This is a genomic window from Stutzerimonas stutzeri (assembly GCF_013522825.1).
GTDB classification, from domain to species: domain Bacteria; phylum Pseudomonadota; class Gammaproteobacteria; order Pseudomonadales; family Pseudomonadaceae; genus Stutzerimonas; species Stutzerimonas stutzeri_AK.
Genome location: NZ_JAAMQZ010000003.1, coordinates 46,965 through 69,484, shown reverse-complemented (window position 1 = coordinate 69,484; position 22,520 = coordinate 46,965). Strand labels below are relative to the sequence as shown.

The 22,520-nt window shown below is 63.6% G+C and carries 19 protein-coding genes; 10 read left to right on the top strand and 9 right to left on the bottom strand.

Features of this window, described 5'->3' with window-relative positions; all coding sequences use genetic code 11:
- The first annotated feature begins 5 nt into the window (after nt 1–5).
- A complete protein-coding gene (locus G7020_RS03190; protein WP_181082494.1) occupies nt 6–782 on the top strand; it encodes a peptidoglycan recognition protein family protein in 777 nt (258 codons plus the stop codon).
- Nucleotides 783–1,074: 292 nt separating this feature from the next.
- Here the strand turns inward: G7020_RS03190 and G7020_RS03185 are convergent, their stop codons facing one another.
- Both G7020_RS03185 and algB read right to left on the bottom strand, forming a co-directional pair.
- Nucleotides 1,075–2,862, bottom strand: a complete 1,788-nt coding sequence (locus G7020_RS03185) for a KinB sensor domain-containing domain (RefSeq protein WP_181082493.1) — start codon at nt 2,860–2,862, stop codon at nt 1,075–1,077.
- A complete protein-coding gene (gene algB / locus G7020_RS03180; protein ID WP_181082492.1) occupies nt 2,859–4,205 on the bottom strand; it encodes a sigma-54-dependent response regulator transcription factor AlgB in 1,347 nt (448 codons plus the stop codon). Before algB ends, G7020_RS03185 begins: the two co-directional genes overlap by 4 nt.
- 279 nt (nt 4,206–4,484) lie before the next feature.
- Here algB and G7020_RS03175 point away from each other — a divergent pair, with 279 nt between their 5' ends.
- The 4 genes from G7020_RS03175 to G7020_RS03160 all read left to right on the top strand — a co-directional run bounded on the left by G7020_RS03175 (nt 4,485) and on the right by G7020_RS03160 (nt 6,997).
- Nucleotides 4,485–4,913: a ferritin-like domain-containing protein gene (locus G7020_RS03175; protein ID WP_181082491.1), complete on the top strand. Its 429-nt coding sequence runs from the start codon at nt 4,485–4,487 to the stop codon at nt 4,911–4,913.
- A 196-nt stretch (nt 4,914–5,109) separates the two neighbouring features.
- Entirely contained in the window at nt 5,110–5,346 is a 237-nt protein-coding gene (locus G7020_RS03170; protein WP_181082490.1) for a hypothetical protein, read from the top strand.
- A gap of 72 nt (nt 5,347–5,418) precedes the next feature.
- A complete protein-coding gene (locus G7020_RS03165; RefSeq protein ID WP_003282841.1) occupies nt 5,419–5,589 on the top strand; it encodes a DUF1328 domain-containing protein in 171 nt (56 codons plus the stop codon).
- Nucleotides 5,590–5,767: 178 nt separating this feature from the next.
- The gene (locus tag G7020_RS03160; protein WP_181082489.1) at nt 5,768–6,997 is read left to right on the top strand and encodes a nucleoside recognition domain-containing protein; all 1,230 of its coding nucleotides are present in this window, start codon (nt 5,768–5,770) and stop codon (nt 6,995–6,997) included.
- A gap of 56 nt (nt 6,998–7,053) precedes the next feature.
- On the opposite strand, the gene G7020_RS03155 is transcribed toward G7020_RS03160, so the two are convergent.
- The 5 genes from G7020_RS03155 to G7020_RS03135 all read right to left on the bottom strand — a co-directional run bounded on the left by G7020_RS03155 (nt 7,054) and on the right by G7020_RS03135 (nt 12,553).
- Nucleotides 7,054–8,073 (bottom strand): AbrB family transcriptional regulator, encoded by a 1,020-nt coding sequence (locus G7020_RS03155; RefSeq protein ID WP_181082597.1) that lies wholly within the window; start codon nt 8,071–8,073, stop codon nt 7,054–7,056.
- 144 nt (nt 8,074–8,217) lie between these two features.
- Nucleotides 8,218–9,732, bottom strand: coding sequence for a tripartite tricarboxylate transporter permease (locus tag G7020_RS03150; protein WP_181082488.1), 1,515 nt, complete (start codon nt 9,730–9,732; stop codon nt 8,218–8,220).
- Nucleotides 9,733–9,736: 4 nt separating this feature from the next.
- Nucleotides 9,737–10,192, bottom strand: a complete 456-nt coding sequence (locus G7020_RS03145) for a tripartite tricarboxylate transporter TctB family protein (RefSeq protein ID WP_181082487.1) — start codon at nt 10,190–10,192, stop codon at nt 9,737–9,739.
- Nucleotides 10,193–10,281: 89 nt separating this feature from the next.
- The gene (locus G7020_RS03140) at nt 10,282–11,262 is read right to left on the bottom strand and encodes a Bug family tripartite tricarboxylate transporter substrate binding protein (RefSeq protein ID WP_181082486.1); all 981 of its coding nucleotides are present in this window, start codon (nt 11,260–11,262) and stop codon (nt 10,282–10,284) included.
- A gap of 34 nt (nt 11,263–11,296) precedes the next feature.
- Complete coding sequence (locus G7020_RS03135; RefSeq protein ID WP_181082485.1) at nt 11,297–12,553, bottom strand: OprD family porin; 1,257 nt, start codon at nt 12,551–12,553, stop codon at nt 11,297–11,299.
- A gap of 174 nt (nt 12,554–12,727) precedes the next feature.
- Here G7020_RS03135 and G7020_RS03130 point away from each other — a divergent pair, with 174 nt between their 5' ends.
- Entirely contained in the window at nt 12,728–13,399 is a 672-nt protein-coding gene (locus tag G7020_RS03130; protein WP_181082484.1) for a response regulator, read from the top strand.
- A complete protein-coding gene (locus tag G7020_RS03125; protein ID WP_181082483.1) occupies nt 13,392–14,804 on the top strand; it encodes a sensor histidine kinase in 1,413 nt (470 codons plus the stop codon). The genes G7020_RS03130 and G7020_RS03125 overlap by 8 nt, the downstream gene beginning before the upstream one ends.
- Nucleotides 14,805–14,841: 37 nt before the next feature.
- Here G7020_RS03125 and G7020_RS03120 read toward each other — a convergent pair whose 3' ends face one another.
- A complete protein-coding gene (locus G7020_RS03120) occupies nt 14,842–16,431 on the bottom strand; it encodes a methyl-accepting chemotaxis protein (RefSeq protein WP_181082482.1) in 1,590 nt (529 codons plus the stop codon).
- Between the two features lie 34 nt (nt 16,432–16,465).
- Between G7020_RS03120 and G7020_RS03115 the strand changes: the two genes are divergently transcribed.
- The 3 genes from G7020_RS03115 to G7020_RS03105 all read left to right on the top strand — a co-directional run bounded on the left by G7020_RS03115 (nt 16,466) and on the right by G7020_RS03105 (nt 20,641).
- Nucleotides 16,466–16,666 carry a hypothetical protein gene (locus G7020_RS03115; protein ID WP_181082481.1) on the top strand — a complete coding sequence of 67 codons (201 nt, stop codon included), beginning with the start codon at nt 16,466–16,468 and terminating at the stop codon, nt 16,664–16,666.
- A 303-nt stretch (nt 16,667–16,969) separates the two neighbouring features.
- Entirely contained in the window at nt 16,970–17,935 is a 966-nt protein-coding gene (locus tag G7020_RS03110; RefSeq protein ID WP_181082480.1) for a TAXI family TRAP transporter solute-binding subunit, read from the top strand.
- Nucleotides 17,936–18,046: 111 nt separating this feature from the next.
- The gene (locus G7020_RS03105) at nt 18,047–20,641 is read left to right on the top strand and encodes a TRAP transporter permease (protein WP_181082479.1); all 2,595 of its coding nucleotides are present in this window, start codon (nt 18,047–18,049) and stop codon (nt 20,639–20,641) included.
- A 54-nt stretch (nt 20,642–20,695) separates the two neighbouring features.
- Here G7020_RS03105 and G7020_RS03100 read toward each other — a convergent pair whose 3' ends face one another.
- Nucleotides 20,696–22,381: a Na/Pi cotransporter family protein gene (locus G7020_RS03100; protein WP_181082596.1), complete on the bottom strand. Its 1,686-nt coding sequence runs from the start codon at nt 22,379–22,381 to the stop codon at nt 20,696–20,698.
- Nucleotides 22,382–22,520: the final 139 nt, after the last annotated feature.

The following is a 22,520-nucleotide window of genomic DNA, read 5'->3' as shown; positions in this document are numbered from 1 at the left end:
TGCCGATGAAACTACTGCTAGCCGTCACGTTGTCCATCCTGCTGGCGGGGTGCGCCAGCGGCCCGCGCATCGACACGCGTCATGTCTCAGTGGGACATGACAGCCGCGTGCAGTTCATCGTGGTGCATTACACCTCAAGCGACCTGGCACGCTCGCTGGATATCCTCAAGGGTGATGGCGTCAGCAGCCACTATCTGATCGGTGAGTCGCCCGCGACCATCTACCGGCTGGTGGACGAGAACCGCCGCGCCTGGCATGCCGGCGACAGCCAATGGCAAGGGCGGACCTGGCTCAACTCCAGCTCCATCGGCATCGAACTGGTCAACCGGGGCTATATCGAAGGTGAGCAGGGGCGGCTCTGGTATCCCTATTCCGATGCGCAGATCGATGCCCTGATCCTGTTGCTCAGGGACATCATGCAGCGTCACGGGCTCAAGCCAGGCGCGATAGTCGGTCACAGCGATATCGCACCACAGCGCAAGGTCGATCCCGGTCCGCTGTTTCCTTGGAAGCGCCTGGCCGATGCCGGGCTGGTGCCCTGGCCGGATGCCGCCGTGGTGGCCCGACAGCGCAGCCTGTATGCGCTGCAATTGCCTGATATAGCCTGGTTCCAGGCGCAGCTCGCGGCGCAGGGTTACCAAGTGCCGGGGCATGGCCATCTGGACCCGGAGACGCACAACGTCATCGCGGCGTTCCAGATGAAATACCGCCCGACACGTTTCGATGGCGAACCTGACGCCGAAACTGCAGCAATCCTGGCGGCGCTGAGCGCAGAGCCCTGATTCGCCATGCCCAATGAGTTCGCGGGCTTTTGCTGCTGGCTCCGCGCTGGCGCGGCAAAATCGGTCATAGCCTGGATTAGCCGAAGGCGTAATCCAGGTTTATGTAGGAGCGGGCCATGCCCGCGAACAAAGGCGCACGCTTCGATGCGGAATCACATCACGGGTATGGCCCGTTCCCACGAAGGGCAACCCACCGTAGCAGGCCATGCCCGCGAAGCTTTTGCGCGCCGAATATTCGCGGCCAAGGCCCCTCCCACGGTGGTGTCTCACCACGGCTCTGCAACGACAGTCTCTAAACCGGCAGCGCCATATAGAAAATGGTCCCGTGGCCGATCCGCGAGTGCACGCCGATACGGCCACCGTGCAACTGGACGATTTCCTTGCACAGGGCGAGGCCCAGACCGGCACCGCCCCGGCGGCGACCGATCTGCACGAAGGGTTCGAAGATTCGCGCCTGCTGGCTGTAGGGAATGCCCTCGCCATTGTCCTCGACACTCAGGATCACCCGTTCGCCGTGGTGTCGGGCCAGCAGGCGTATCTCGCCACCGTCCGGGGTGTGGCGCAGTGCATTGCTGAGCAGGTTGTCGAATACCCGTTCCATCTGCTGGCGGTCGAGCAGCAGTGTGGGCAGCGGCGACTGCAGTTCCAGGATGATCTCTATGGCGTTCGGCGCAGCCGTGGCGAGGAAGCGTTGCCGGGCCTCGCTGAGCAGCCGTCCGGCATCGCAGGGGATGGGGTCGAGTTTCTGCTGGCCGCTCTGATAGCGCGAGAAGTTCAGCAGATCGTTGATCAGGGTGACAAGGCGCTGCATTTCTTCATGCACGGTCTCGAACAGCTCGGCCTCGCGGCTGTTCGGCGGATGCTGCGTGCGTTCGCGCAGCAGGCTGAAGGCCATCTGCATGCCGGTCACTGGCGTGCGCAGCTCGTGCGAGGCGCGCAGCACGAACTCGTTGCGCACACGCTCGAAGGTGCGCTGGTCGGTGACGTCATGCAGCACCATCACGGCTCCACTGATCCGGCCATTGTGATGATTCACCGGGCTTATGCGCCAGGCCAGCAGTCGACGTTCGCCATCGGCCTCGATGACCAGATCCTGCGGCGGGTCGGACAGCGGCCTGTCAGCCAGAACCTGCTGTGCCGCCACGTCCAGTTCGGGATAGCCAAGGGCTTGGCCGAGGGTCGAGCCGATATGCTCGTCCTCCCACGCCAGCTGTCGTTGCGCGACCGGGTTGGCATGTTCCAGCCGACCTTGGCGATCGACGATCAACAGGCCGTCATCGATGCTGTCGAGCAGGGCCTGCAGGCGCTGCTGGCCATTGATCAGAGCTTCCACATTGGTCTGCTTGAACTGATGCAGGGCCTGCGACATCAGGCCGAAGCGCCGGATCAGAGTGGACAGTTCGGCGATGGGGGTGGCGGGCAGGCTGATATTGAAGTCGCCACGACCGATCTGGTCGGCGACTCGCGACAACTGCTCGATGGGGTCGCCGAGGCGGCGTGCGAAGCCGTGCGCCGTGACGAAGCCGATCAGCAGCACCGCCACGCCGGTCAGACCCAGCAGCCCGGCCAGCAGCTGCGATCGCTCGCGGCTGCGCATTTCGGTATCGCGAATCTGGTCGTAGGCATTCTGCTGCATGGCGACCATCAGTTCGCGCACCTGATTGAAGGACTGGCTCAGAGTATTGTCTTCGAGCAGCGTCAGCTTCGTGGTGGAGGCGGACTGCAGTTCGTTGAGGAAGCTGGCGTAGGCGTCGCCGATGGCCTGGTAGCTCTGATAGTCGCTTTCCTGCGACGCTTCGGCCAGTCCCTTGGCCAGTGCATTCCGGAAGGTCTGGCTGGATTCGTCGAGCGCTTCGCTGTCGTACTGTTCGCGCACCAGGATGAGCAGGTGGTTGCCGAGCGCCTGGCGCAGCTGCTGGTTGACTTCGATGACGCTGAAGTTGTCGCGAATCAGCTTTTCCTGGCTCTGCGCCATCTGCACCACGCTGACCAGTGCCAGCACCAGCCCCAGCAGCGCAACGGTCATCAGTGCCGAGAAACCCAGAAACAGCCGGGTTCTCAGCTTCATCTGAAGTTTCATAGGCCGTATTGCTTGCGCTTGCGGTACAGCGTGGAGGCGTCTATCCCGAGTGTCCGGGCGGCCTGATCGAGGGTGTCGCTGCTGCTCAGCACCCCGGCAATGTGCGCCCTTTCCAGCGCTTCGAGGCTCAGTGGCTCACCGATGCGCGGCGCGCTGCCGACGGCCTGCTCCGCCAGGCCCAGGTGACTGACCTCGATCATTTCCTGCGGACAGATGATGCTGGCGCGCTCGACCACGTTGCGCAGCTCACGCACGTTGCCGGGCCAGCGATAGGTTTTCAACGCGGCTATGGCGGTGTCGCTGAAGCCCCGCGCCGGTCGCCCATAGTTCTTGACGAAGAAGGCCAGGAAACGCTCGGCCAGCGCCAGCACGTCTTCGGGGCGCTCGCGCATGGGTGGCAGGTTCAGGGTGATGACGTTGAGGCGATAGAGCAGGTCTTCACGGAAACGTCCTTCGCGAACCATTTCTTCGAGGTTCAGGTTGGTGGCGGCAAGAATGCGCACATCGGCCCGGCGCGTGACCGGGTCGCCGACCCGTTCATACTCCTTGTCCTGGATGAACCTGAGCAGTTTAGGCTGCAATGCCAAGGGAAAATCGCCGATCTCGTCGAGGAACAATGTGCCGCCATCGGCCTGGTTGACTCGCCCCAGGGTGCTTTCGGTGGCGCCGGTAAAGGCGCCGCGGTTGTGCCCGAAGAGTTCGCTTTCCATCAGTTCGGCGGAAAGCGAGGGGCAGTTGATGGTGATGAAGGCCTTCTTCGAGCGCCGGCTCCAGGTGTGGATCGCCCGTGCCACCTCGCCCTTGCCGGTGCCTGACTCGCCGAGGATGAGGATGTTGGCATCGGTGTCGGCCACCTGTCGGGCGGTCTCCAGCACGCCCATCATGGCTGGACTGTGCGAACCCAGCGCATCGTTGCGCTTGCGCATCTCGCCTTCCAGCGCCTCCAGGCGCGCTGCCATCTGCCGCACCTCGAGCTGCTTGGCGGCGGAAAGACGCAGCTGCTCGGGGCTGCAGGGTTTGACCAGATAGTCCGCCGCGCCCGCCTGCATGGCGTCCACCGCCGTATCCACCGCCGAGTGAGCGGTGACGATCACCACGCGCATCCAGGGCGCGAGAATGCGCATCTGCTGCAGCACATCGAGACCATTATCTTCGCCCAGGCGCAGATCCAGAAAGCACAGATCGAATACCTGGCGCTGCAGGACGGCTTCGGCTTGCGCAGCGCTGGCTGCCGTAACCACCGTATAGCCGCGATCCTCCAGACAATAGCGGAAGGTGCGCAGGATTGCGGCCTCGTCATCGACCAGAAGAATGCGGCCACCGGTATCGGTCGTTTGATCCATGAATGCTCCAGACAGGCAGTAAAAGTCGCTGCCTGGCTAATCGGGTGGAAGTGGTCGGGTGCAGTTGGTTGCGCCGCGTATGTTGCGGCGCCTGCGTTAGTCTACGAAAACCCTTGCAAGTTGCACGGTGTAAATGGGTCTTTCCCGCACCATGCAATCCATTTTCAAGCGAAACGGCAAGCCAAGTCTCTGATTTTCCTGGCAAAGTTTTTCTTCCTCAGCTGGCATGCAGCTTGCGGCTCCTGCAGCGATGCGTTTGCACTCGTATTCGGAGGATCCATGGACCAGAACATGACGCAACTCAATGAACTCATCGAGATCACGCGCGACGGCCAGCACTTCTACCAGCATGCGATGGAGGAGGTGAAGGACGTCGAACTGCAGCATCTTTTTCGAGATATGGCCCAGGCCAAGACGCATATCATCCAGGCGCTGTCGGTAAAGGTTGCGGCGCATCAGCAGCAGCCGGCGCAGGGCGGCACCTTGGCTGGAAAACTGCGCGAAATGTACGCCGACACCAAGGCGCGTCTCGGGCATGCCGATGCGGTCTATGTGGATCAGCTCGACCAGACCGAGGAGCGCATTCTCGCCGCCTTCGAGGATGCGCTGAAAACCGCCGAGCCGGATGTGCGGGCGCTGTTGGCCATTGAACTACCGAAAATCCGGGCCTGCCACGAGCGTATGCACCGGCTCAATCAGGGTTCGTGAATGGACGGTCTTCAGCGGTCATGCAAAGCGCACGAGAGCGATTGTCCTATCGTGCAATTTAAGTTGGAGGTCTCGTTTTTGTTTTGCATAACTAGTTGATAAATAAAAGAAAATTAAGTTAATTGAGCTGGCATGACGGCTGCAATAGAACCACTGAACACAGACAGTTTGTACGTATGCCTGGAGGGAGTTGAGGATGAATCGTCAAGCGCGTTTCTCACTGGTTAGTAAAGGTTTTCTCACCGCTGCGGTGGTTACGCTGCTCATTGGTGCTGAACAGCCGATGTCACAACCGCTCAGCCAGACACCTCATGAATCGGTGGAACGAATCCGCATGTACGACGCTCAACCAATAGGGATCGTGCAAACCGGACAGGCAGCGAGCAGGGTCGAGACCATGCCGCTGCGGTCGGAGCAGCGCTGGGTTTTCTGAGTAGTAGAGCCAGTCTGGTCGTCAGTTGGCGATCCCGCTGAAGTTGTTTCTGAACCGAAGAGGAGTCACACCATGCTGAGTTGGGCCATTACATTCCTGATCATCGCCATCATTGCTGCCGTACTCGGGTTCGGTGGTATCGCAGGTACTGCGACAGGTATCGCCAAGATTCTGTTCGTGGTTTTTCTGGTGCTGTTCGTAGCATCGCTGATCTTCGGTCGAGGTCGTGGGCCGCGTGTCTGATGCAACAAGCCGCCCGCAAGGGCGGCTGCAATACCTGTAACAACCCGGCAGGCCGTTTTCCAGAACCTGTTGGCTCATCCCTTCTTACATTCCCTCATGAATTGCCAGCAGCCGTGCGCATGGCCGTCGCCTTTGCGCGCCGTTATCATCGCGCGCAATCATCTGCGGGGAAAACCATATGCTCAATGGCCTCTGGCTAGGCTTCTTTCTGATCGCCCTGGTGGCGGCGCTGGTGCGCTGGCTGGTGGGTGGCGATCCGGCGGTATTCGCCGCGCTGGTGGAAAGCCTGTTCGCCATGGCCCGGCTGGCCGTGGAAGTGATGATCCTGCTGTTCGGCACCCTGACCCTGTGGCTGGGCTTTCTGCGCATAGCCGAGAAGGCCGGGCTGGTCGAATTGTTGGGTCGCGCCCTGGGCCCACTGTTCGCCCGGCTGATGCCCGAGGTGCCGCGCGGCCATCCGGCGCTGGGGTTGATCACCCTCAACTTTGCCGCCAACGGCCTGGGGCTGGACAACGCCGCCACGCCCATCGGCCTCAAGGCCATGCGCTCCCTGCAGGAACTCAATCCGTCGAGTACCACGGCGAGCAATGCGCAGATCCTGTTTCTGGTACTCAATGCTTCGTCGCTGACGCTGCTGCCGGTGTCGATCTTCATGTACCGCGTGCAGCAGGGCGCCGAAGACCCGACCCTGGTGTTCCTGCCGATCCTGCTCGCCACCAGCGCCTCGACTCTGGCCGGCTTGCTGTCGGTGGCGCTGATGCAGCGCCTGCGATTGTGGGATCCGGTGGTACTGGCCTACCTGATTCCCGGCGCGCTGTTGCTCGGTGCCTTCATGGCGCTGCTGGCCAGCCTGTCGTCGGTGGCACTGGCGCAGCTGTCGTCACTGCTTGGCAACCTGACCCTGTTCGGCCTGATCATCACCTTTCTGGTGGTCGGCGCGCTACGCAAGGTGCCGGTGTACGAAAGCTTCGTCGAGGGCGCCCAGGAAGGCTTCGATGTGGCCAAGAGCCTGCTGCCCTATCTGGTCGCCATGCTGGTGGCGGTCGGCGCCTTGCGCGCCTCGGGGGCGCTGGAGTTCGGCCTCGACGGCATCCGCTGGCTGGTCGAGGCGCTGGGCAGGGATACCCGCTTCGTCGATGCCCTGCCCACCGCGCTGGTCAAGCCATTCTCCGGCAGCGCGGCGCGGGCGATGCTGATCGAAACCATGCAGAACCATGGCGTCGACAGCTTCCCGGCACTGGTTGCGGCGACCGTGCAAGGCAGTACCGAAACCACCTTCTATGTACTGGCCGTGTATTTTGGCGCCGTTGGCATCCAGCGCGCCCGGCATGCGGTGGGTTGTGCGTTGCTGGCTGATTTCGCCGGGGTGATGGCGGCGATACTGGTTTGCTACTGGTTTTTCGGCTGATGCGTTGGTTGGCTTGTCGTTAACCCAAGACGGTTAAGGCCCCGGCTCGCAACGACTCAAGGCGCGACCCGCTGCCAGAGCCGGAACAGCGGCTCGGCAAGGAACATCACCAGGAACAGCCTCAGCACCTGCAGCGCGGTGACCAGCGCCACCGACAGCTGCAGCGCCTCGGCCGTCAGGCACAGTTCGGTGATGCCGCCGGGCATCATTCCCAGCGTCAGCGAGGTCTGATCCAGCGTCGCCAGCCAGCCCAGCGCTTCGGCCAGGCCGGCGGCAGCGAGCATCGCCAGCAGGGTGACGACCAGGATGCACAGCAGGAACGCCGGGGCGCTGCGAAAGAACGCCCGGTCGAAATGGCAGGCCAGCGAACAGCCGATCAGCCACTGGCCGAGCGCGCCGGCCCAGCCAGGCAGGCCCAGGTGCAGGTCGAAGGCGACGCTGCCCACCGCGCAGACGGTCAACGGGCCGAGCATCCACGGATTGGGCTGGCGCAGGCGCTCCCAGAGCAGCGCCAGCAGGCCGCCGGCGATCAGCAGCGCGAGCAGCCACGGCCAGCTCACCGGCGCGGTCGGCGGTGGCGGCATCGGCGGCAGGCGCCAGGTGAACAGCGCCGGCACGATCAGTACCACCAGCAGCAGGCGCAGGCTGTGCGCGGCGGCGACCCGCGCGGGCTCGGCGTCATGGCGGCTGGCCAGGTTGACCATCTCGCTGGCGCCGCCGGGCATGCTGGCGAAGAACGCCGTGGCGCGGTCGCTGCCGCTGCGCAGCAGGATGACGATGCCGATCCCGCCGAGCAGCAGGGTGATCAGCGCGCCGGCGAGGATGACGCCGAAGTGGCTGAGCACCTCGACCATCACCTCGCCGGTGAAATGCAGGCCGATGGCGCTGGCGACAATCCACTGCCCGGCCTGGCGACCGCGCGGCACTTCGGTCACCAGCCAGCCGCTGCAGCGCACCGCGATCACCGCCAGCAGCGAGCCGACCATCCAGGGCAGCGGCCAGTCGGCAATGCTCGCCAGCCAGCCGCCGGCGGCGCCGATCAGCGGTGTCGGCCACCAGCTTGGCAGGCGGCGCACGGAATGGGATGTGGTCACTGGGCTTCCTTGGCGTTGTCTGGTGGTAGGAGCGGGCCATGCCCGCGATGCACCTGGATGGCCGAGGTTCGCGGGTATGGCTCTCCTACAGGAGGCGTGCGGGCGGATTGCAACCCGCCCTACGGGTCAGGCGCCCATGGGTTGAGCCAGCCGCTGGCGGCGGGCGCGCCAGGTACGCCATATCGGCAGGGCGATCATCAGCGCCACCAGGCTCCAGACGCCCCAGGTGATCGGGCTGGCGAACAGAATGCCGAGATTGCCGTCGGAGATCGACAGGGCGCGACGCAGGTTCTGCTCCATCAGCCCGCCGAGGATGAAGCCCAGCAGGATCGCCGACAGCGGGAAGTCCATCTTGCGCAGGATGTAGCCGGCAATACCGATGCCGATCATCAGAAACAGGTCGAATGCGGTGGCGTGCACTGCGTAGACACCGATCGAGGTGATGATGGCGATGGCCGGCACCAGTGCCCAATACGGCACGGCGAGGATCTTGGTGAAGACCTTGATCATCGGCACGTTCATCACGATCAGCATGATGTTGGCGACGAACAGCGAGGCGATCAGACCCCAGACGATGTCCGGCTGGTCGCGGAACAGCAGCGGGCCGGGGGTGATGTTGTACAGCGTCAGCGCGCCGAGCATCACCGCGGTGGTGCCGGAGCCAGGCACGCCGAGGGTCAGCATCGGTACCATGGAGCCGCAGGCCGAGGCGCTGTTGGCGGTTTCCGGAGCGGCCAGGCCGCGCAGGTCGCCGTTGCCGAACGTGTTGTCCTTCACCGCCAGACGCTTTTCACTCATATAGGCCACGGCGCTGGCCAGGGTTGCACCGGCGCCCGGCAGGATGCCCAGGAAGAAGCCGACCGCGCCGCTGCGCAGGTTGGTGGCCAGTACCGACAGGCCTTCCTTGAGGTTGAACAGCATGCGGCCCTTGGCCTCGATGGCCTTCTGGCCATGGTGAGTACGCTCCAGCAGCACGAGGATTTCGCTGACCGAGAACAGCCCGAGCACCAGCACCACGAACTGGATGCCATCGGCCAGGCCCAGGCTGCCGAAGGTGAAACGGTACACGCCACTGTTGGAGTCGATGCCGACACAGGACAGGAACAGGCCGATACAGGCGGCAATCGCGGTCTTCATCGGTTTGTTGCCGGCCATGCCCGCCAGGCAGACGATGGCGAACACCATCAGCACGAAATATTCCGCCGGGCCGAAGGCCACCGCCCATTTCGCCAGCAGCGGGGCGAAGATCACCACGCCGCAGGTGGCCATCAGGCCGCCGACGAAGGAGCTCCAGGCCGAGATCGACAGGGCCACGCCCGCCTTGCCCTGACGCGCCAGCGGGTAGCCGTCGAGGGTGGTCATCACCGCCGAGGCTTCGCCGGGGATGTTCAGCAGGATCGAGGAAATCCGCCCGCCGTATTCGCAGCCCAGGTACACGGCGGCGAGCAGGATCAGCGCGGTTTCCGGTGGCAGGCCGAGGGCGAAGGCGATCGGGATCAGCAGCGCTACGCCGTTGATCGGCCCCAGGCCCGGCAGCAGGCCGACGATAGTGCCGATCAGGGTGCCGCACAGCGCGGTGAACAGGTTGTAGGGGCTCAGGGCAACGCCGAAGCCTTGGCCCAGGTAGCTAAAGGTATCCATCGGGTCAGATCTCCAGGGCGGAAAGGATGCCGAGCGGCAGGGGCACGTCGAGGATCTTGTCGAACAGCAGGTACAGACCAATCGCCAGCACCACGCCGGAAACCACACTGGCGAGCCAGGTGCCTTCATACAGGCGGGCCATGGCGATGCCGAAGATCAGGCTGGCCGGCACGAAACCCAGTGGCTCGAACAGGGCCGCGTAGAGGGTGAATATCGCCACGCAACCGATCACCTTGCCGATTACATGTCTATCCAGTGGCGGCTCATCGCTGGGCGAAGTCGTGCTGGCCGGCTTGACCAACAGATAGAGGGCGCCCAGACCCATGAGGATCAACAGCAGCAGCGGGTAGGCGCGTGGGCCGACCGGCTCGTAGGAGAAAGGTGCGTGGTAGCCCCAGGCGACGAGGCCCAGCCCGGCACAGGCCAGCAGCAGCACCGCACCGAAAATGCGTTGTGACATGAGGAAACCCTCGTTCTTGAGCATGGCAAAAGCATTCCCTGGGCGTCGCCCAGAGAATGATGAGAGTGGTATGCGGTTGGCGTCGGGCGTTACTGGATCAGGCCGAATTCCTGGGCCAGCTCCTTGTACTGGGCGACTTGCTTCTTCACGTAGGCGTCCAGTTCGTCGCCGGTCATGGCGAACGGATACAGCTCGCGGTCTTCACGCAGCCTGGCGAAGTCTTCGGACGCCAGCAACTGGTCGAAGGCGCTCTTCCACCAGGCATAGGCGTCGTCGCTGACTTTCGGGCCGACGTAGAAGCCACGGATCACCGGCCAGATCACCTCGTAGCCTTGTTCCCTGGCGGTCGGGATGTTGGCCACTACATCGCCCGGCAGGCGCTCTTCGGAGAACACCGCGAGGATGCGCATGTCGCCGCTTTCGATGTGCGGTACGGAGTCGGAGATGTCGGTACTGGCGACCTGGATATGACCACCGAGCAGCGCCGTGGCCAGTTCGCCACCACCTTCCATCGCCACGTAACGCAGTTCACGCGGATTGATGCCGGCAGCGCGGGCGATCAGCGCGGTTTGCATCCAGTCCTGGCTGCCCACGGTGCCACCGGAGCCGATCACCACCTTGCCCGGATTGTCCTTGAGGGCCTTGACCAGGTCGTCGAGGCTCTTGAGCGGGGAGTCGTTGCGCACGGCCAGTGCACCGTAGCTGGTGCCGACGCCAGCGAGCCATTTCACCGCGCTTTCGTCGAAGCGCCCGAACTTGCCCTGGGCCAGGTTGAGCAGCGAGCCGCTGGAAAAGGCGGTGATGGTGCCGGCTTCGGATGGGCGCTGGGCGACCACGGCGTTGTAGGCCACCGCGCCGACGCCACCGGGCATGTAGGTGACGCGCATCGGCGCCTTCAGCAGTTTGCTTTGCACCAGCGCGCTTTGCGCCAGTTTGCAGGTCAAGTCGAAACCGCCACCGGGCGCGGCCGGGGCGATGCACTCGGGGCGGCGCGGTTCCTCGGCGACGACGGGGCCGGCGAGGGACAGGCAGGTGGCGGCCAGCAGGGTGGCGAACAGGGGCGTTTTCATCGGGCGGTTCTCCATTGGAGTGTTGTTCTGTGTGTTACCAGATCGGCAGGCTGTAGCTGACGATCAAGCGGTTCTCATCGGCGTCACGGGCGAAATCGGAGCGGAACATGGCGTTGCGCAGACGGATGGAGACGTCTTTCAGCGGCCCGCTCTGGACCACGTACTTGAACTCGATATCGCGCTCCCACTCGCCGCCTTTGGCGGTACTGCCGGCCATCTCGGCATGGTCGCCGGAAATGTAGCGGGTCAGGAAGGTCAGGCCGGGCACGCCGATGGCGGCGAAGTTGTAGTCGTAGCGCGCCTGCCAGGAGCGCTCGTCGGCATTGGCGAAGTCGTTGATCTGCACGAAGTTGACCAGGAAGGGGTCGCTGCCGTCGACATAGGCAAAGCCGGTATCGCCGCGCATCTGCTGGTAGGCGAGGCTGACCTTGTGGCCGTTCAGGCTGTAGCCGAGCATGCCGTTCCAGGCCTGGTTGTCGATCTTGCCGGCGTTGGCCGCACCGCTGTCCTTGCTCAGACTCACGCGCAGGTCGGCGCTCAGTTTACCGGGCCCTACGGGCTGTTCGGCGAGCAGGCCGAAGAAGTGCTGGCGGTAGATGTCGTCGAGGTCGGCGAAGTAATAGCGGCCGGTGATCTTGTCGCTGAACCTGTAGTCGATACCGGCCAGGACCAAATGATCGGCCTGGGCGCTACGAGCGAAGCGGCTGTTCTTGTTGTTCAGCGCGAGGTCTTCGGAATTGGTCGAGGAACGGTCGATGACCTTGTCCAGCCGCCCGCCGGTGAAGGTCAGGTTCTGCAGTTCGTCGGAAGTCAGCAGGCCGCCTTCGTAGATCTGCGGCAGGGTGCGGCTGGTGCTGGCCTTGACCACCGGCAACTCGGGAATATGCGAGCCGTAGCGAAGTTCGGTCTCGGAGAACCGGACCTTGGCGGTCAGCCCCAGGCGGCTGAACGTGTCCGGAGTACTGCCATCCTCGCTCACCGGCAGCAGGTCGGTACCGCTGCGCCCGCGCCCTGAGTCGAGCTTGATACCGAGCATGCCCAGCGCGTCGAGGCCGAAGCCGACATCGCCTTCGGTATAGCCGGACCTGATGTCGAGCAGCAAGCCTTGCGCCCATTCCTCGCGTTTGGCCTGGCCATCGCCTTCACGGAAGTCACGGTTGAGATAGATATTGTGGGTGTGCAGGGTTGCGCTGCTGTCTTCGATGAAACCGGCCTGGGCCAGTGACGCCAGGGTGGCGGTCGTAATGGCCAGGGCAAGACGAGCTTGCGTGGATCCGCTGATCTTCAGCATCGGGTGTCTCCGTCATTGTTCTTGTTAGTGTGCGGCGCTGCGCCGCATCCGGTGGTTCGAGCCACCTGTGAGCGATCCTAGGCGCTCAAGCTTTCGCCAGGCTTTCAGCGTTGCAAGTACTGGCTGACTTGCCGTTACACTGGCCGTCGATTCGGTGAAAGGCAGAGAGCGCCAATGCGAATTCTCCTGGTGGAAGATCACCTACAGCTCGCTGAAAGCGTGGCCCAAGCGTTGCGTGCGGCGGGCTGGACGGTCGATGTGCTGCACGATGGTGTCGCCGCCGATCTCGCCCTCGCCAGCGAGGACTACGCCCTGGCGATCCTTGACGTCGGCCTGCCCCGGTTGGATGGCTTTCAGGTGTTGGCGCGTCTGCGCGGGCGCGGCAAGACCCTGCCGGTGCTGATGCTCACGGCACGCAGCGAGGTGAGCGATCGGGTTCACGGGCTGAATCTGGGCGCGGATGATTATCTGGCCAAGCCCTTCGAGCTGGCCGAACTGGAAGCGCGGGTCAAGGCGCTGTTGCGCCGCAGCGTCGCCGGTGGCGAGCGCCAGCAGCGTTGTGGGGCACTGGTTCACGATCTGGATGCGCGGCGCTTCAGCCTGGACCAGCAGCCGCTGAGCCTGACCTCGCGGGAACAGGGCGTGCTCGAGGCGCTGATCGCACGGCCCGGGCGGGTCATGAGCAAGGATCAGCTGGCGGCGCAGGTGTTCGGCCTGGACCAGGACGCCAGCGCCGATGCGATCGAGATCTACATCCATCGGCTGCGCAAGAAGCTTGAGGGCGGCGCGGTGCGCATCGTCACCTTCCGCGGCCTGGGCTATCTGCTTGAAACCACGGATGAGTGAGGTGGAAGCGACCCCGCCGAAGCTGGGCAGCTTGCGCGCCGGGCTGCTGCGCCGCCTGACGGTCGTCCTGGCGCTGTTGATGCTGGTCGCGGGCATCAGCGCCTACTGGAACGGGCGCGCCGCCGCCGACACCGCTTATGACCGGACGCTGCTGGCCTCGGCTCGCGCCATCGCCGCCGGGCTGGTGGCCAGTGACGGCCAGCTACGGGCCAATGTGCCTTACGTTGCACTGGATTCCTTCGCCTACGACAGTGCCGGACGTATCTATTACCAGGTGCTGGATATCCAGGGGCGACTGGTCTCGGGCTACGAGAAATTGCCGGCGCCGCCACCGAATACGCCGCGTACCGACGACTATCCGGCGCTGGCGCGCTTCTATGATGGCAAGTACGAAGGACAGGGCGTGCGCCTGGTCAGCCTGCTGCAGCCGGTTACCGAGCCGGGCCACAATGGCATGGCCGAGATCCGTGTCGCCGAGACGCAGGGTGCGCGCGAGCGCATGGCGCGCGACCTGCTCATCGGCACCCTCTGGCGCATCGGTTCGCTCGCCCTGGCGGCGTTGCTGCTGGTGTGGCTGGCGATCAGCGTGGCGTTGCGCCCGCTGGGTAAGCTCGGGGAGCAAGTCGAACAGCGCCAGCCCGACGATTTGCGCCCTTTGCCACCGCTCGGTGTACAGCGGGAACTGATGCCGCTGGTGGCTTCGCTCAACCATTTCACCGAGCGCCTGCGCGGGCAGTTCGAACGGCAAGCGCGTTTTATCGCCGATGCCTCCCATGAACTGCGCACGCCGCTGGCGGCGCTCAAGGCGCGCATCGAGCTGGGGCTGCGCGAACCCGATCCGGCGACCTGGCGCAGGACCCTGGAGGAAGCCGGGCAGACCACCGACCGGGTCATCCATCTGGCCAATCAGCTGCTCTCGCTGGCTCGCATCGAGAGTGGCGCGCAGGCGGTGGCCGAGGGCGGCGCGCAGCGCCTCGACCTGTCGCAGCTGGCCCGCGAACTTGGCCTGGCAATGGCCGCGCTGGCGCACGAGCGCGGGGTGGCGCTGGCGCTGGAGGCGGAGCAGCCGGTGTGGATCAGGGGTGAGCCGACGCTGCTCAGCGAGCTGTTGAGCAACCTGGTCGACAACGCGCTGGCGCATACGCCGGTGGGCGGCAACGTGGTGTTGCGGGTGCGTGCGCCGGGAATACTTGAAGTCGAGGACGACGGGCCGGGAATCCCGCCGGACGAGTGCGACAAGGTCTTCGCGCGCTTTTATCGCCGCGACAGCCGCGGCCAGGGCGCGGGGCTCGGATTGGCGATCGTCGGCGAGATCAGTCGTGCCCACCGGGCCTCCATCGGACTGGAAGCAGGGCCGCTGGGCGGTCTACTGGTGCGGGTACGCTTTGCGCCGAGTGCTTCGTAGGGGTGTGCTTCGAGCACTTCGGGCCTCGCAGCCCCGCTCAGGCGCGCCGACGCCCCCAGAACTGTAGGGCGAGCCCTTGCATGCGTTCGGCCAGCCTGGCCACGTCGGCGGCGCATTCCTGGCTCTGCAAACCCGTCATGACCTGAGTGTCCGTGCCCTGGCGAATGCTGGCAACGCGCTGATTGATCGCTTCGCTGGCCGTGCTTTGCTGCTGTACGGCAGCGACGATGCGTGCGCCCATGGCGCTGATCTCACCCACCCTGGCATTGATGCCCTGCAGCGCCTGATCCGCTTCGCCGGCATGGGCGACGCTGTGTTCGGCCTGCTCGCGGCTGTGCTGCATGACGTCCACCGCATGTCGCGAGCCCGCCTGCAGGGTGGCGATCATGGTCTGGATCTCGGCGGTTGCCGACGTGGTGCGTGAGGCCAGTCCACGTACTTCGTCGGCGACCACCGCGAAGCCCCGGCCTTGTTCGCCGGCGCGTGCCGCCTCGATGGCCGCGTTGAGTGCAAGCAGGTTGGTCTGTTCGGCGATGCCGCGAATCACGTCAAGCATGCGGCTGATATCCAGACTGCGGGTTTCCACTTCCTGAATGGCCTCGGCAGCATGCTGGATATCATTGGCCAGACGGGTGATGCTGCTGCCGGTGCGGCTTACCACCTGGCGACCGGCATCCGACTCGTCGTGTGCCCGCGCCGTGACTTCGGCGGTGAGCTGCGTGCTGTTGGCGACTTCCTGCATACTGGCGACCATTTGCGCGATGGCGGTAGCCACCTGATCGGTATCCTGTTGCTGGCGTGTGGCGCTCTGGCTGCTGCTCTGCATGGCGGTCAGCAAGGTGCGGGCATTGTCACTCAGTTGATGGCTGGCATCGGTGATGCGCCCGACCATGGCGCCGGATTCGGTTTCCATCAGTTTCATGGCGAAGGCGATTTCGCCAATCTCGTCCTTGCGCCCGGTGTACACCCATTGGCTGTACGGGTTGCTGGCGATCTGTCGGGCCTGAGCCGCCAGCCGCCGCAGCGGCGTCAGGGCATACGCCACCAGGGCGGCGGCCAGCAGCGCACCGGCGGCGGCGCTGAGGATAGCGGGCAGAGCCGCGAGATCACCAAGCAGCGCGCCAATACCAATGCCGCCCGCCGCACCCAGGCTTGCAAGCAGGCTGGCCTTGGCACAGAAATCAGGCATCCAGCGGCGGCGCAAGGCGCGTGGTCGACGCTTGTTTTGCAGATCGCCGTAGAGCGCTTCGGCGGCGCGGATCTGCTCGGGTTGCGGCTTGACCCGCACGGACTGGTATTCGACCACCTGGCCGTCGCGGCTGATGGGTGTGACGAAAGCGCTGACCCAATAATGATCGCCGTTCTTGCAGCGATTCTTGACCACGCCCATCCAGGAATGCCCCGCGCGGACGCTCTGCCACAGATCCTTGAAGGCCTCTGCCGGCATGTCCGGATGCCGTACCAGATTGTGCGGCTGGCCGAGCAGCTCTGCCTCATTGAAGCCGCATATATCGATGAAGTCCGGGTTGGCGTAGGTGATTTGACCGTTGAGGTTGGTGGTCGAAAGAATATTGGCATTATCACCGACGGTGATTTCGCGTCCGCTGAGCGGCAGGTTTACTCGCATATTGGCGCTACCTTCCATGGTTGGAGGAGGACGAATGCAAGGCGATTCTTACGCGACGCGCAGGCCCGCCATGGGCTGCGTGTTCTTTTATCTTTTTATCTTTTTATCTTTCGATGTTGCGTTGAAGCGTGTGCGCTCTGGTTTCGGGTATTGGGGACTTCGATGGTCTTCATCCGGAACAGGTTCGCATGCACATCATCGTCTTTTGCCGCTTCAGGTTAAAGGGGGCTCGTGACAATTTTATGGATATCAGCGTGGGTGCAGGGTCGATGCGCCAGTATTCTGGCGACAGCTGCGCTGTCCGCGAGCTGTGATGGTTCACGGGGCCGCGTTTATGAGGGGAACGGCAGTACGGCTGGCGGGTCATACCGCTCAGGCGGGATGAGACTGATGTGCGGCTGGAGCCCCTCGATCGGTACGATCAGGACTTGATTGTGCTGGTCGTAAAATGTCGATGGCCTGCTAGACTCCGAACTTCTCGCGAAGGCTCACGAGGCCGGGTGGGACAAATCCAAAACAACCAATAAGGAGTGAATCCATGAAAGGCAAATCCTTGGCATGGATATTTTCCGCCGCGTTGGCGGGGACTGGTCTGAGCGGCATGGCTCAGGCGCAAGAGCGATTCGTCACCATCGGCACTGGCGGCCAGACCGGCGTTTATTACGTGGCCGGCCAGTCGATCTGCCGCTTCGTCAATCGCAATGCCGAAAACCTCAAGTGCAACGCGCCGGCCAGCGGTGGCGGTGTTGCCAACGTCAACGGCCTGCGTAGCGGCGAGTTCAACTTCGGCATCATGCAGTCGGACCATCAATACAAGGCGATGGAAGGCATTGCACCGTTCGAGAAAGAAGGTGCGATGGGTGATCTGCGTGCAGTCTTCTCCCTGCAGAGCGAAGTGTTTACCGTTCTCGCTCGCCGCGATGCCAACATCAAGGGGCTGGACGACCTGAAGGGCAAGCGCGTCAACATCGGCAATCCGGGTTCGGGCCAGCGCGATACGCTCGAAGAGATCATGCAGGTCAAGGGTTGGGACAAGTCGGTCTACAGCCTTGCCTCCGAACTCAAGCCGGCCGAGCAGGCCAGCGCCCTGAGCGACAACAACATCGACGCCATGACCTACTTCGTCGGGCATCCCAACGGCGCCATCCAGGAAGCGACCACTACCGTCGATGCCGTGCTGGTGCCGATTACCGGCGAGGCGATCGACAAACTGCTGGCCGAGAAAACCTACTACACCAAGGCCGAGATCCCCGGCGGGCTGTACAAGGGCAATGACTCGGCTACCCAATCCATCGGCGGCAAGGCAGTGCTGTCGACCAGCGCCAAGGTCGATGCCGACGTGGTCTATCAGCTGGTCAAGTCGGTGTTCGAGAACATCGATCGCTTCCAGCGCCTGCACCCGGCGTTCAAGGATCTCAAGCCCGAGGACATGATCAAGGTCGGCCTGACCGCGCCGCTGCATGAAGGTGCCGAGCGTTACTACAAGGAGCGTGGCTGGCTGTAACAGCCAGAGCCTGACGGCGCATGCCGCCAGGCCTGCAGCTCAGTGCATCGTGAAACCCGTGGCCAGACGGCCACGGGTTTTGCCGTTTCCGTTCCCCAACAGGCCTGCCCCATGCAAGACAAAGAACTCTCCACCGAAGAGCTGATCGCTCAGGATGTCGGCGCAAGATTGCCCGACGGGCTGATGGCCCATGTCATCGCCGGGCTGGCGCTGCTCTGGTCGCTATTCCAGTTGTGGATTGCCTCGCCGCTGCCGTACATCTTTCGCATTGGCGTACTCAACGATACCGAAACGCGGGCCATCCATCTGGCATTCGCGTTGTTGCTGGCATTTCTCGCCTATCCCGCCTTCAAGCGCTCGCCACGTAATCGTGTGCCATTGGTGGATATCGCCCTGGGCCTGGTCGCAGCTGCGAGTGCCGCCTATCTGTTCATCTTCTACCAGCAGCTGGCGTTGCGGCCAGGCAGTCTGACCACCGCTGACCTGGTGACTGCCTGCATTGGTATCCCGCTGCTGCTGGAGGCGACGCGTCGTGCGCTCGGCCCGCCATTGGCAATCATTGCCCTGGTATTCCTGATCTACAGCCTGGCCGGACCTTATATGCCCGGCTTCCTGGCCCATCGCGGAGTGAGTTTCACCGCGCTGGCCAACCACCAGTGGATCACCACCGAAGGCGTGTTCGGCATCGCCCTGGGGGTATCCACCAGCTTCGTCTTTCTTTTCGTGCTGTTCGGTGCGCTGCTCGAACGCGCAGGCGCGGGTCATTATTTCATCCAGCTGGCGTTCAGCCTGCTCGGCCACATGCGCGGCGGGCCGGCGAAGGCGGCGGTAGTCGCCTCGGGCATGACCGGACTGATCTCCGGCTCGTCCATCGCCAACGTGGTGACCACCGGTACCTTCACCATTCCGATGATGAAGAAGGTCGGCTTCAGCAAGGAGAGAGCCGGTGCGGTGGAGGTGGCTTCTTCGGTCAATGGCCAGATCATGCCGCCGGTGATGGGAGCGGCGGCATTCCTGATGGTCGAGTACGTGGGCATGCCCTATGTCGAGATCATCAAACATGCCTTCCTGCCCGCGGCGATTTCCTATATTGCGCTGCTCTACATCGTGCATCTCGAAGCGCTCAAGCAGAACATGCAGCGTATCGGCAATCACCAGCCCAAGCCTTGGCTGCGTCGTTTGACCGGCTTCGCTTTCGGTGCCGCGTTGATCTCCGGCCTTTCGCTGGCGGTGTACTACGGCCTCGGTTGGCTCAAGCCGGCGCTTGGCGACTACGCGCTACCGGGCATCTCGGTGCTGCTGGCGATTGTCTATCTGGCGCTGCTCAAGGTTGCTGCAAGTAATCCGCCCCTGCCGTCTGAAGACCCGGACAAGCCATTGACGGAGTTGCCGCAGACGCGCGCCGTACTGCTGTCGGGCCTGCATTTCCTGTTGCCGGTAGTGGTGCTGGTCTGGTGCCTGATGATCGAGCGTCTGTCGCCTGGCCTTTCGGCGTTCTGGGGTTCGGTGATGCTGGTGATCATCCTGCTGACCCAGCGTCCACTGCTGTCCTGGTTGCGCGGTGACGGCGGCGTGACTCACGGCACTGCGCTGGACGGATTGATCGATCTGCGTGAAGGGATGATCGCCGGTGCGCGCAACATGATCGGCATTGGCATCGCCACGGCGGCGGCGGGTGTCATCGTCGGTGCGGTGTCACAGACCGGTGTCGGCCTGGTGCTGGCGGATCTGGTCGAGTTGCTGTCGATGGGTAATCTGCTGCTGATGCTGGTGCTGGTCGCCATTTTCAGCCTGATCCTCGGTATGGGCTTGCCGACTACCGCCAACTACATCGTGGTATCCAGCCTGCTGGCGCCAGTGGTAGTCGCGCTCGGCCAGCAGAACGGGCTGATCGTGCCGCTGATTGCGGTGCATCTGTTCGTCTTCTATTTCGGCATCATGGCCGACGTGACGCCGCCGGTGGGGCTGGCCTCGTTCGCAGCCGCCGCGGTATCCAAGGGCGACCCGATCAGGACCGGGATCCAGGCGTTCTACTACAGCCTGCGTACGGCGGCGCTACCCTTCCTGTTCATCTTCAATACCGACCTGCTGCTGATCGATGTGAGTTTCTGGCATGGGGTGTTGATCTTCTTCGTCGCCACCGGGGCGATGCTGGTTTTCGCTGCCGGCACCCAGGGCTTTTTCCTGGTGCGCAGCCGCTGGTACGAAAGCGTGCTGCTGTTGCTGGTGGCCTTCACTCTGTTCCGTCCCGGTTTCTGGATGGACATCGTGCACGATCCCTACCAGGATATTCCGCCGGCGGAGCTGGTGCAGGCACTCGATGCAGTGGACCCGGATAGCCAGCTGCGTATGCGTATTCGCGGCGAGGATGCGGTGGGCGATCCCCGCGAGTTCAGCCTGCTACTGGCCATTCCTGATGGCGAGACGGGGGAGGAAAAGCTCGAAAAGATCGGCCTGACGACCTATGAAGAAGACGGCAAGGTACTGATCGACAGCGTGGCTTTTGGCAGTGTCGCGGCCGATCTGGGACTGGAGTTCGATCAGGAAATCCTGGTAGTGCGCGCGCCGACCGACCGCTGGGCCAAGGAGTGGATGTGGCTTCCAGGCCTTATGCTGTTCGGTCTGGTTGTGTGGATGCAGCGGCGGCGTGCTGCCACCCGGACGCCGAACGCCGGCGGCACGGGCCAGCCTCCCCAGCCGAGCTGAGTGGACGGGCGACCTGCGAAGGTTCGCGCAGGTCGCCCGCTGCCGATGCGAGGCCTACAAGGCTGCACCATCCGCTGATGCACCTGGCGCCATCGGGTTTTCGGTTCTTTCGTCACGTTTGCCGGCCTGCTGTACCGAGCCTGCTTCGATGGCGGCATAGGCCGGGCTGCAGAACAGCGAGTTGAGCCGTTTCATGTCGGCAATCAGCTCCAGGTGAGTGGCGCTGGTGTCGATGCTTTCCATGACCCGGTGGTGCAGGCGATGGACGTGGGCGTGGGCCAGCTCCCGTTCATGCTTGCGAAACTGGCGTTTCTGTTCCAGCAGTTGCCTGGCGCTCTGAGGGTCGCTGGAGAGGAACACGGACAAACCCAGGTGCAGATTCGCACTCAGCAGGGCATGCAACCGATTCAGTTCTTCCAGCCCATCATGGGAGAAGGAGCGTCGTTTGGCGGTCTTGATGCGCTGAATCTTGCCCAGCATATGCTCGATGATGTCGCCGGCCTGTTCGAGATTGATCGTCAGCTCGATGATTTCTGCCCAGCGCCGTCCTTCCTGTTCGGCCAGGTCTTCGCGCGACATACGGGCCAGGTAGAGCTTCACGCCGCTGTATAGCGCATCGACGTCGTCATCCATGCGGCGGATTTCCTCGCCGGATTCGGGCCGGTCATCGCGCAGAACATCCTGCAGGCGCGCCAGCATGTGCTCAACCAGGTCACCGATGCGCAACGTTTCACGCGCGGCATTCGCCAGCGCCAGGCTCGGGGTGTCGAGAGCGGCGGAGTCCAGATACCGCGGCTGCGCGATGCCGGTAACCGTTTCACGTTCCGGTAGCAGGTACTCGCAGAGCCGGGCCATAAGCCCCACGGTGGGCAGCAACGCCAGGCAGCGCAGGGTGTTGTAAGCCAGATGGAAGCCGATGACCTGGGTCTGCGCGCTGTAGCCGAGAGTGCCCATCCATTCCACCAGCGGCCCGAGAAAGGGCAGCACCGCCAATCCCGCGAGCTTGTAGAGCAGGTTACCCAGCGCTACGCGACGGGCCGGCGCAGGTTGCAGGCTGGCGTTCAGCCAGGCGAGAACGCCGCTGCCGATATTCGCGCCGATGACCACGCCCAGCGCGACCGGCAGACCGATCAGGCCGGCACTGGCCAGGGTCGCGGTCAGCAGTACGGCGGCCAGGCTGGAATAGGAAAGCAGTGCGAACGCGGCGCCGACCACTACTGCCAGCAGAGTGTCGCCAGCCAGGGAAGAAAACAGCACTCGCATGCCGCGCGCCTCGGTGATCGGCGTGGCCGTGGAGACGATCAGCTGCAGTGCGAGAATGATCAGCCCCAGGCCGATGAGTACACGACCGAGCTGGCCCGCGCGGGACTGCTTGCGCGAGAGGAACAGGCAGACGCCAATCAGGGTGAACAGTGGCGACAGCCAGGAAAGATCGAGTGTCAGCACCCGGGCCATGAGCGCCGTGCCCACGTCCGCGCCGAGCATCACGGCCAGCGCGGTGGGCAGCGACATCAGGCCCTGTGCAACGAACGAGATGGCCAGCAGCGCGGTGGCATTGCTGCTTTGCACCAGGGCGGTGACGCCGATGCCGGCGCCAAAGGCCAGCGGCGAGTAGCCGGTGCTCTGGCCGAGCAGGCGCCGCAGGTGCGAGCCATACACCCGCATGATCCCGGTACGCACGATGTGCGTTCCCCAGACCAGCAGGGCAATGGAAGAAAGCAGGTGCAGCAGCGTCAGCATCGACTCGGCTCCGGCTGTTCGATGATCAATGGCCTCAGCCCGCCAGACCATGGCGGCAGCGAACTGAGGGATATAGAGATTGACCATCGCCCGGAGGCGGCTGTTCACATGATTGTCATCTGCGTTTATCAGAAATGCG

Coding starts and splice junctions, on each gene's coding strand:
- G7020_RS03135 (WP_181082485.1), bottom strand. CDS start 12,553: ATGCTGAAGATCAGCGGATCCACGCAAGCTCGTCTTGCCCTGGCCATT.
- G7020_RS03130 (WP_181082484.1), top strand. CDS start 12,728: ATGCGAATTCTCCTGGTGGAAGATCACCTACAGCTCGCTGAAAGCGTG.
- G7020_RS03115 (WP_181082481.1), top strand. CDS start 16,466: ATGCAAGGCGATTCTTACGCGACGCGCAGGCCCGCCATGGGCTGCGTG.
- G7020_RS03150 (WP_181082488.1), bottom strand. CDS start 9,732: ATGGATACCTTTAGCTACCTGGGCCAAGGCTTCGGCGTTGCCCTGAGC.
- G7020_RS03140 (WP_181082486.1), bottom strand. CDS start 11,262: ATGAAAACGCCCCTGTTCGCCACCCTGCTGGCCGCCACCTGCCTGTCC.
- G7020_RS03175 (WP_181082491.1), top strand. CDS start 4,485: ATGGACCAGAACATGACGCAACTCAATGAACTCATCGAGATCACGCGC.
- G7020_RS03185 (WP_181082493.1), bottom strand. CDS start 2,862: ATGAAACTTCAGATGAAGCTGAGAACCCGGCTGTTTCTGGGTTTCTCG.
- G7020_RS03120 (WP_181082482.1), bottom strand. CDS start 16,431: ATGCGAGTAAACCTGCCGCTCAGCGGACGCGAAATCACCGTCGGTGAT.
- G7020_RS03160 (WP_181082489.1), top strand. CDS start 5,768: ATGCTCAATGGCCTCTGGCTAGGCTTCTTTCTGATCGCCCTGGTGGCG.
- G7020_RS03110 (WP_181082480.1), top strand. CDS start 16,970: ATGAAAGGCAAATCCTTGGCATGGATATTTTCCGCCGCGTTGGCGGGG.
- G7020_RS03190 (WP_181082494.1), top strand. CDS start 6: ATGAAACTACTGCTAGCCGTCACGTTGTCCATCCTGCTGGCGGGGTGC.
- G7020_RS03165 (WP_003282841.1), top strand. CDS start 5,419: ATGCTGAGTTGGGCCATTACATTCCTGATCATCGCCATCATTGCTGCC.
- G7020_RS03125 (WP_181082483.1), top strand. CDS start 13,392: ATGAGTGAGGTGGAAGCGACCCCGCCGAAGCTGGGCAGCTTGCGCGCC.
- G7020_RS03170 (WP_181082490.1), top strand. CDS start 5,110: ATGAATCGTCAAGCGCGTTTCTCACTGGTTAGTAAAGGTTTTCTCACC.
- G7020_RS03105 (WP_181082479.1), top strand. CDS start 18,047: ATGCAAGACAAAGAACTCTCCACCGAAGAGCTGATCGCTCAGGATGTC.
- algB (WP_181082492.1), bottom strand. CDS start 4,205: ATGGATCAAACGACCGATACCGGTGGCCGCATTCTTCTGGTCGATGAC.
- G7020_RS03100 (WP_181082596.1), bottom strand. CDS start 22,381: ATGCTGACGCTGCTGCACCTGCTTTCTTCCATTGCCCTGCTGGTCTGG.
- G7020_RS03145 (WP_181082487.1), bottom strand. CDS start 10,192: ATGTCACAACGCATTTTCGGTGCGGTGCTGCTGCTGGCCTGTGCCGGG.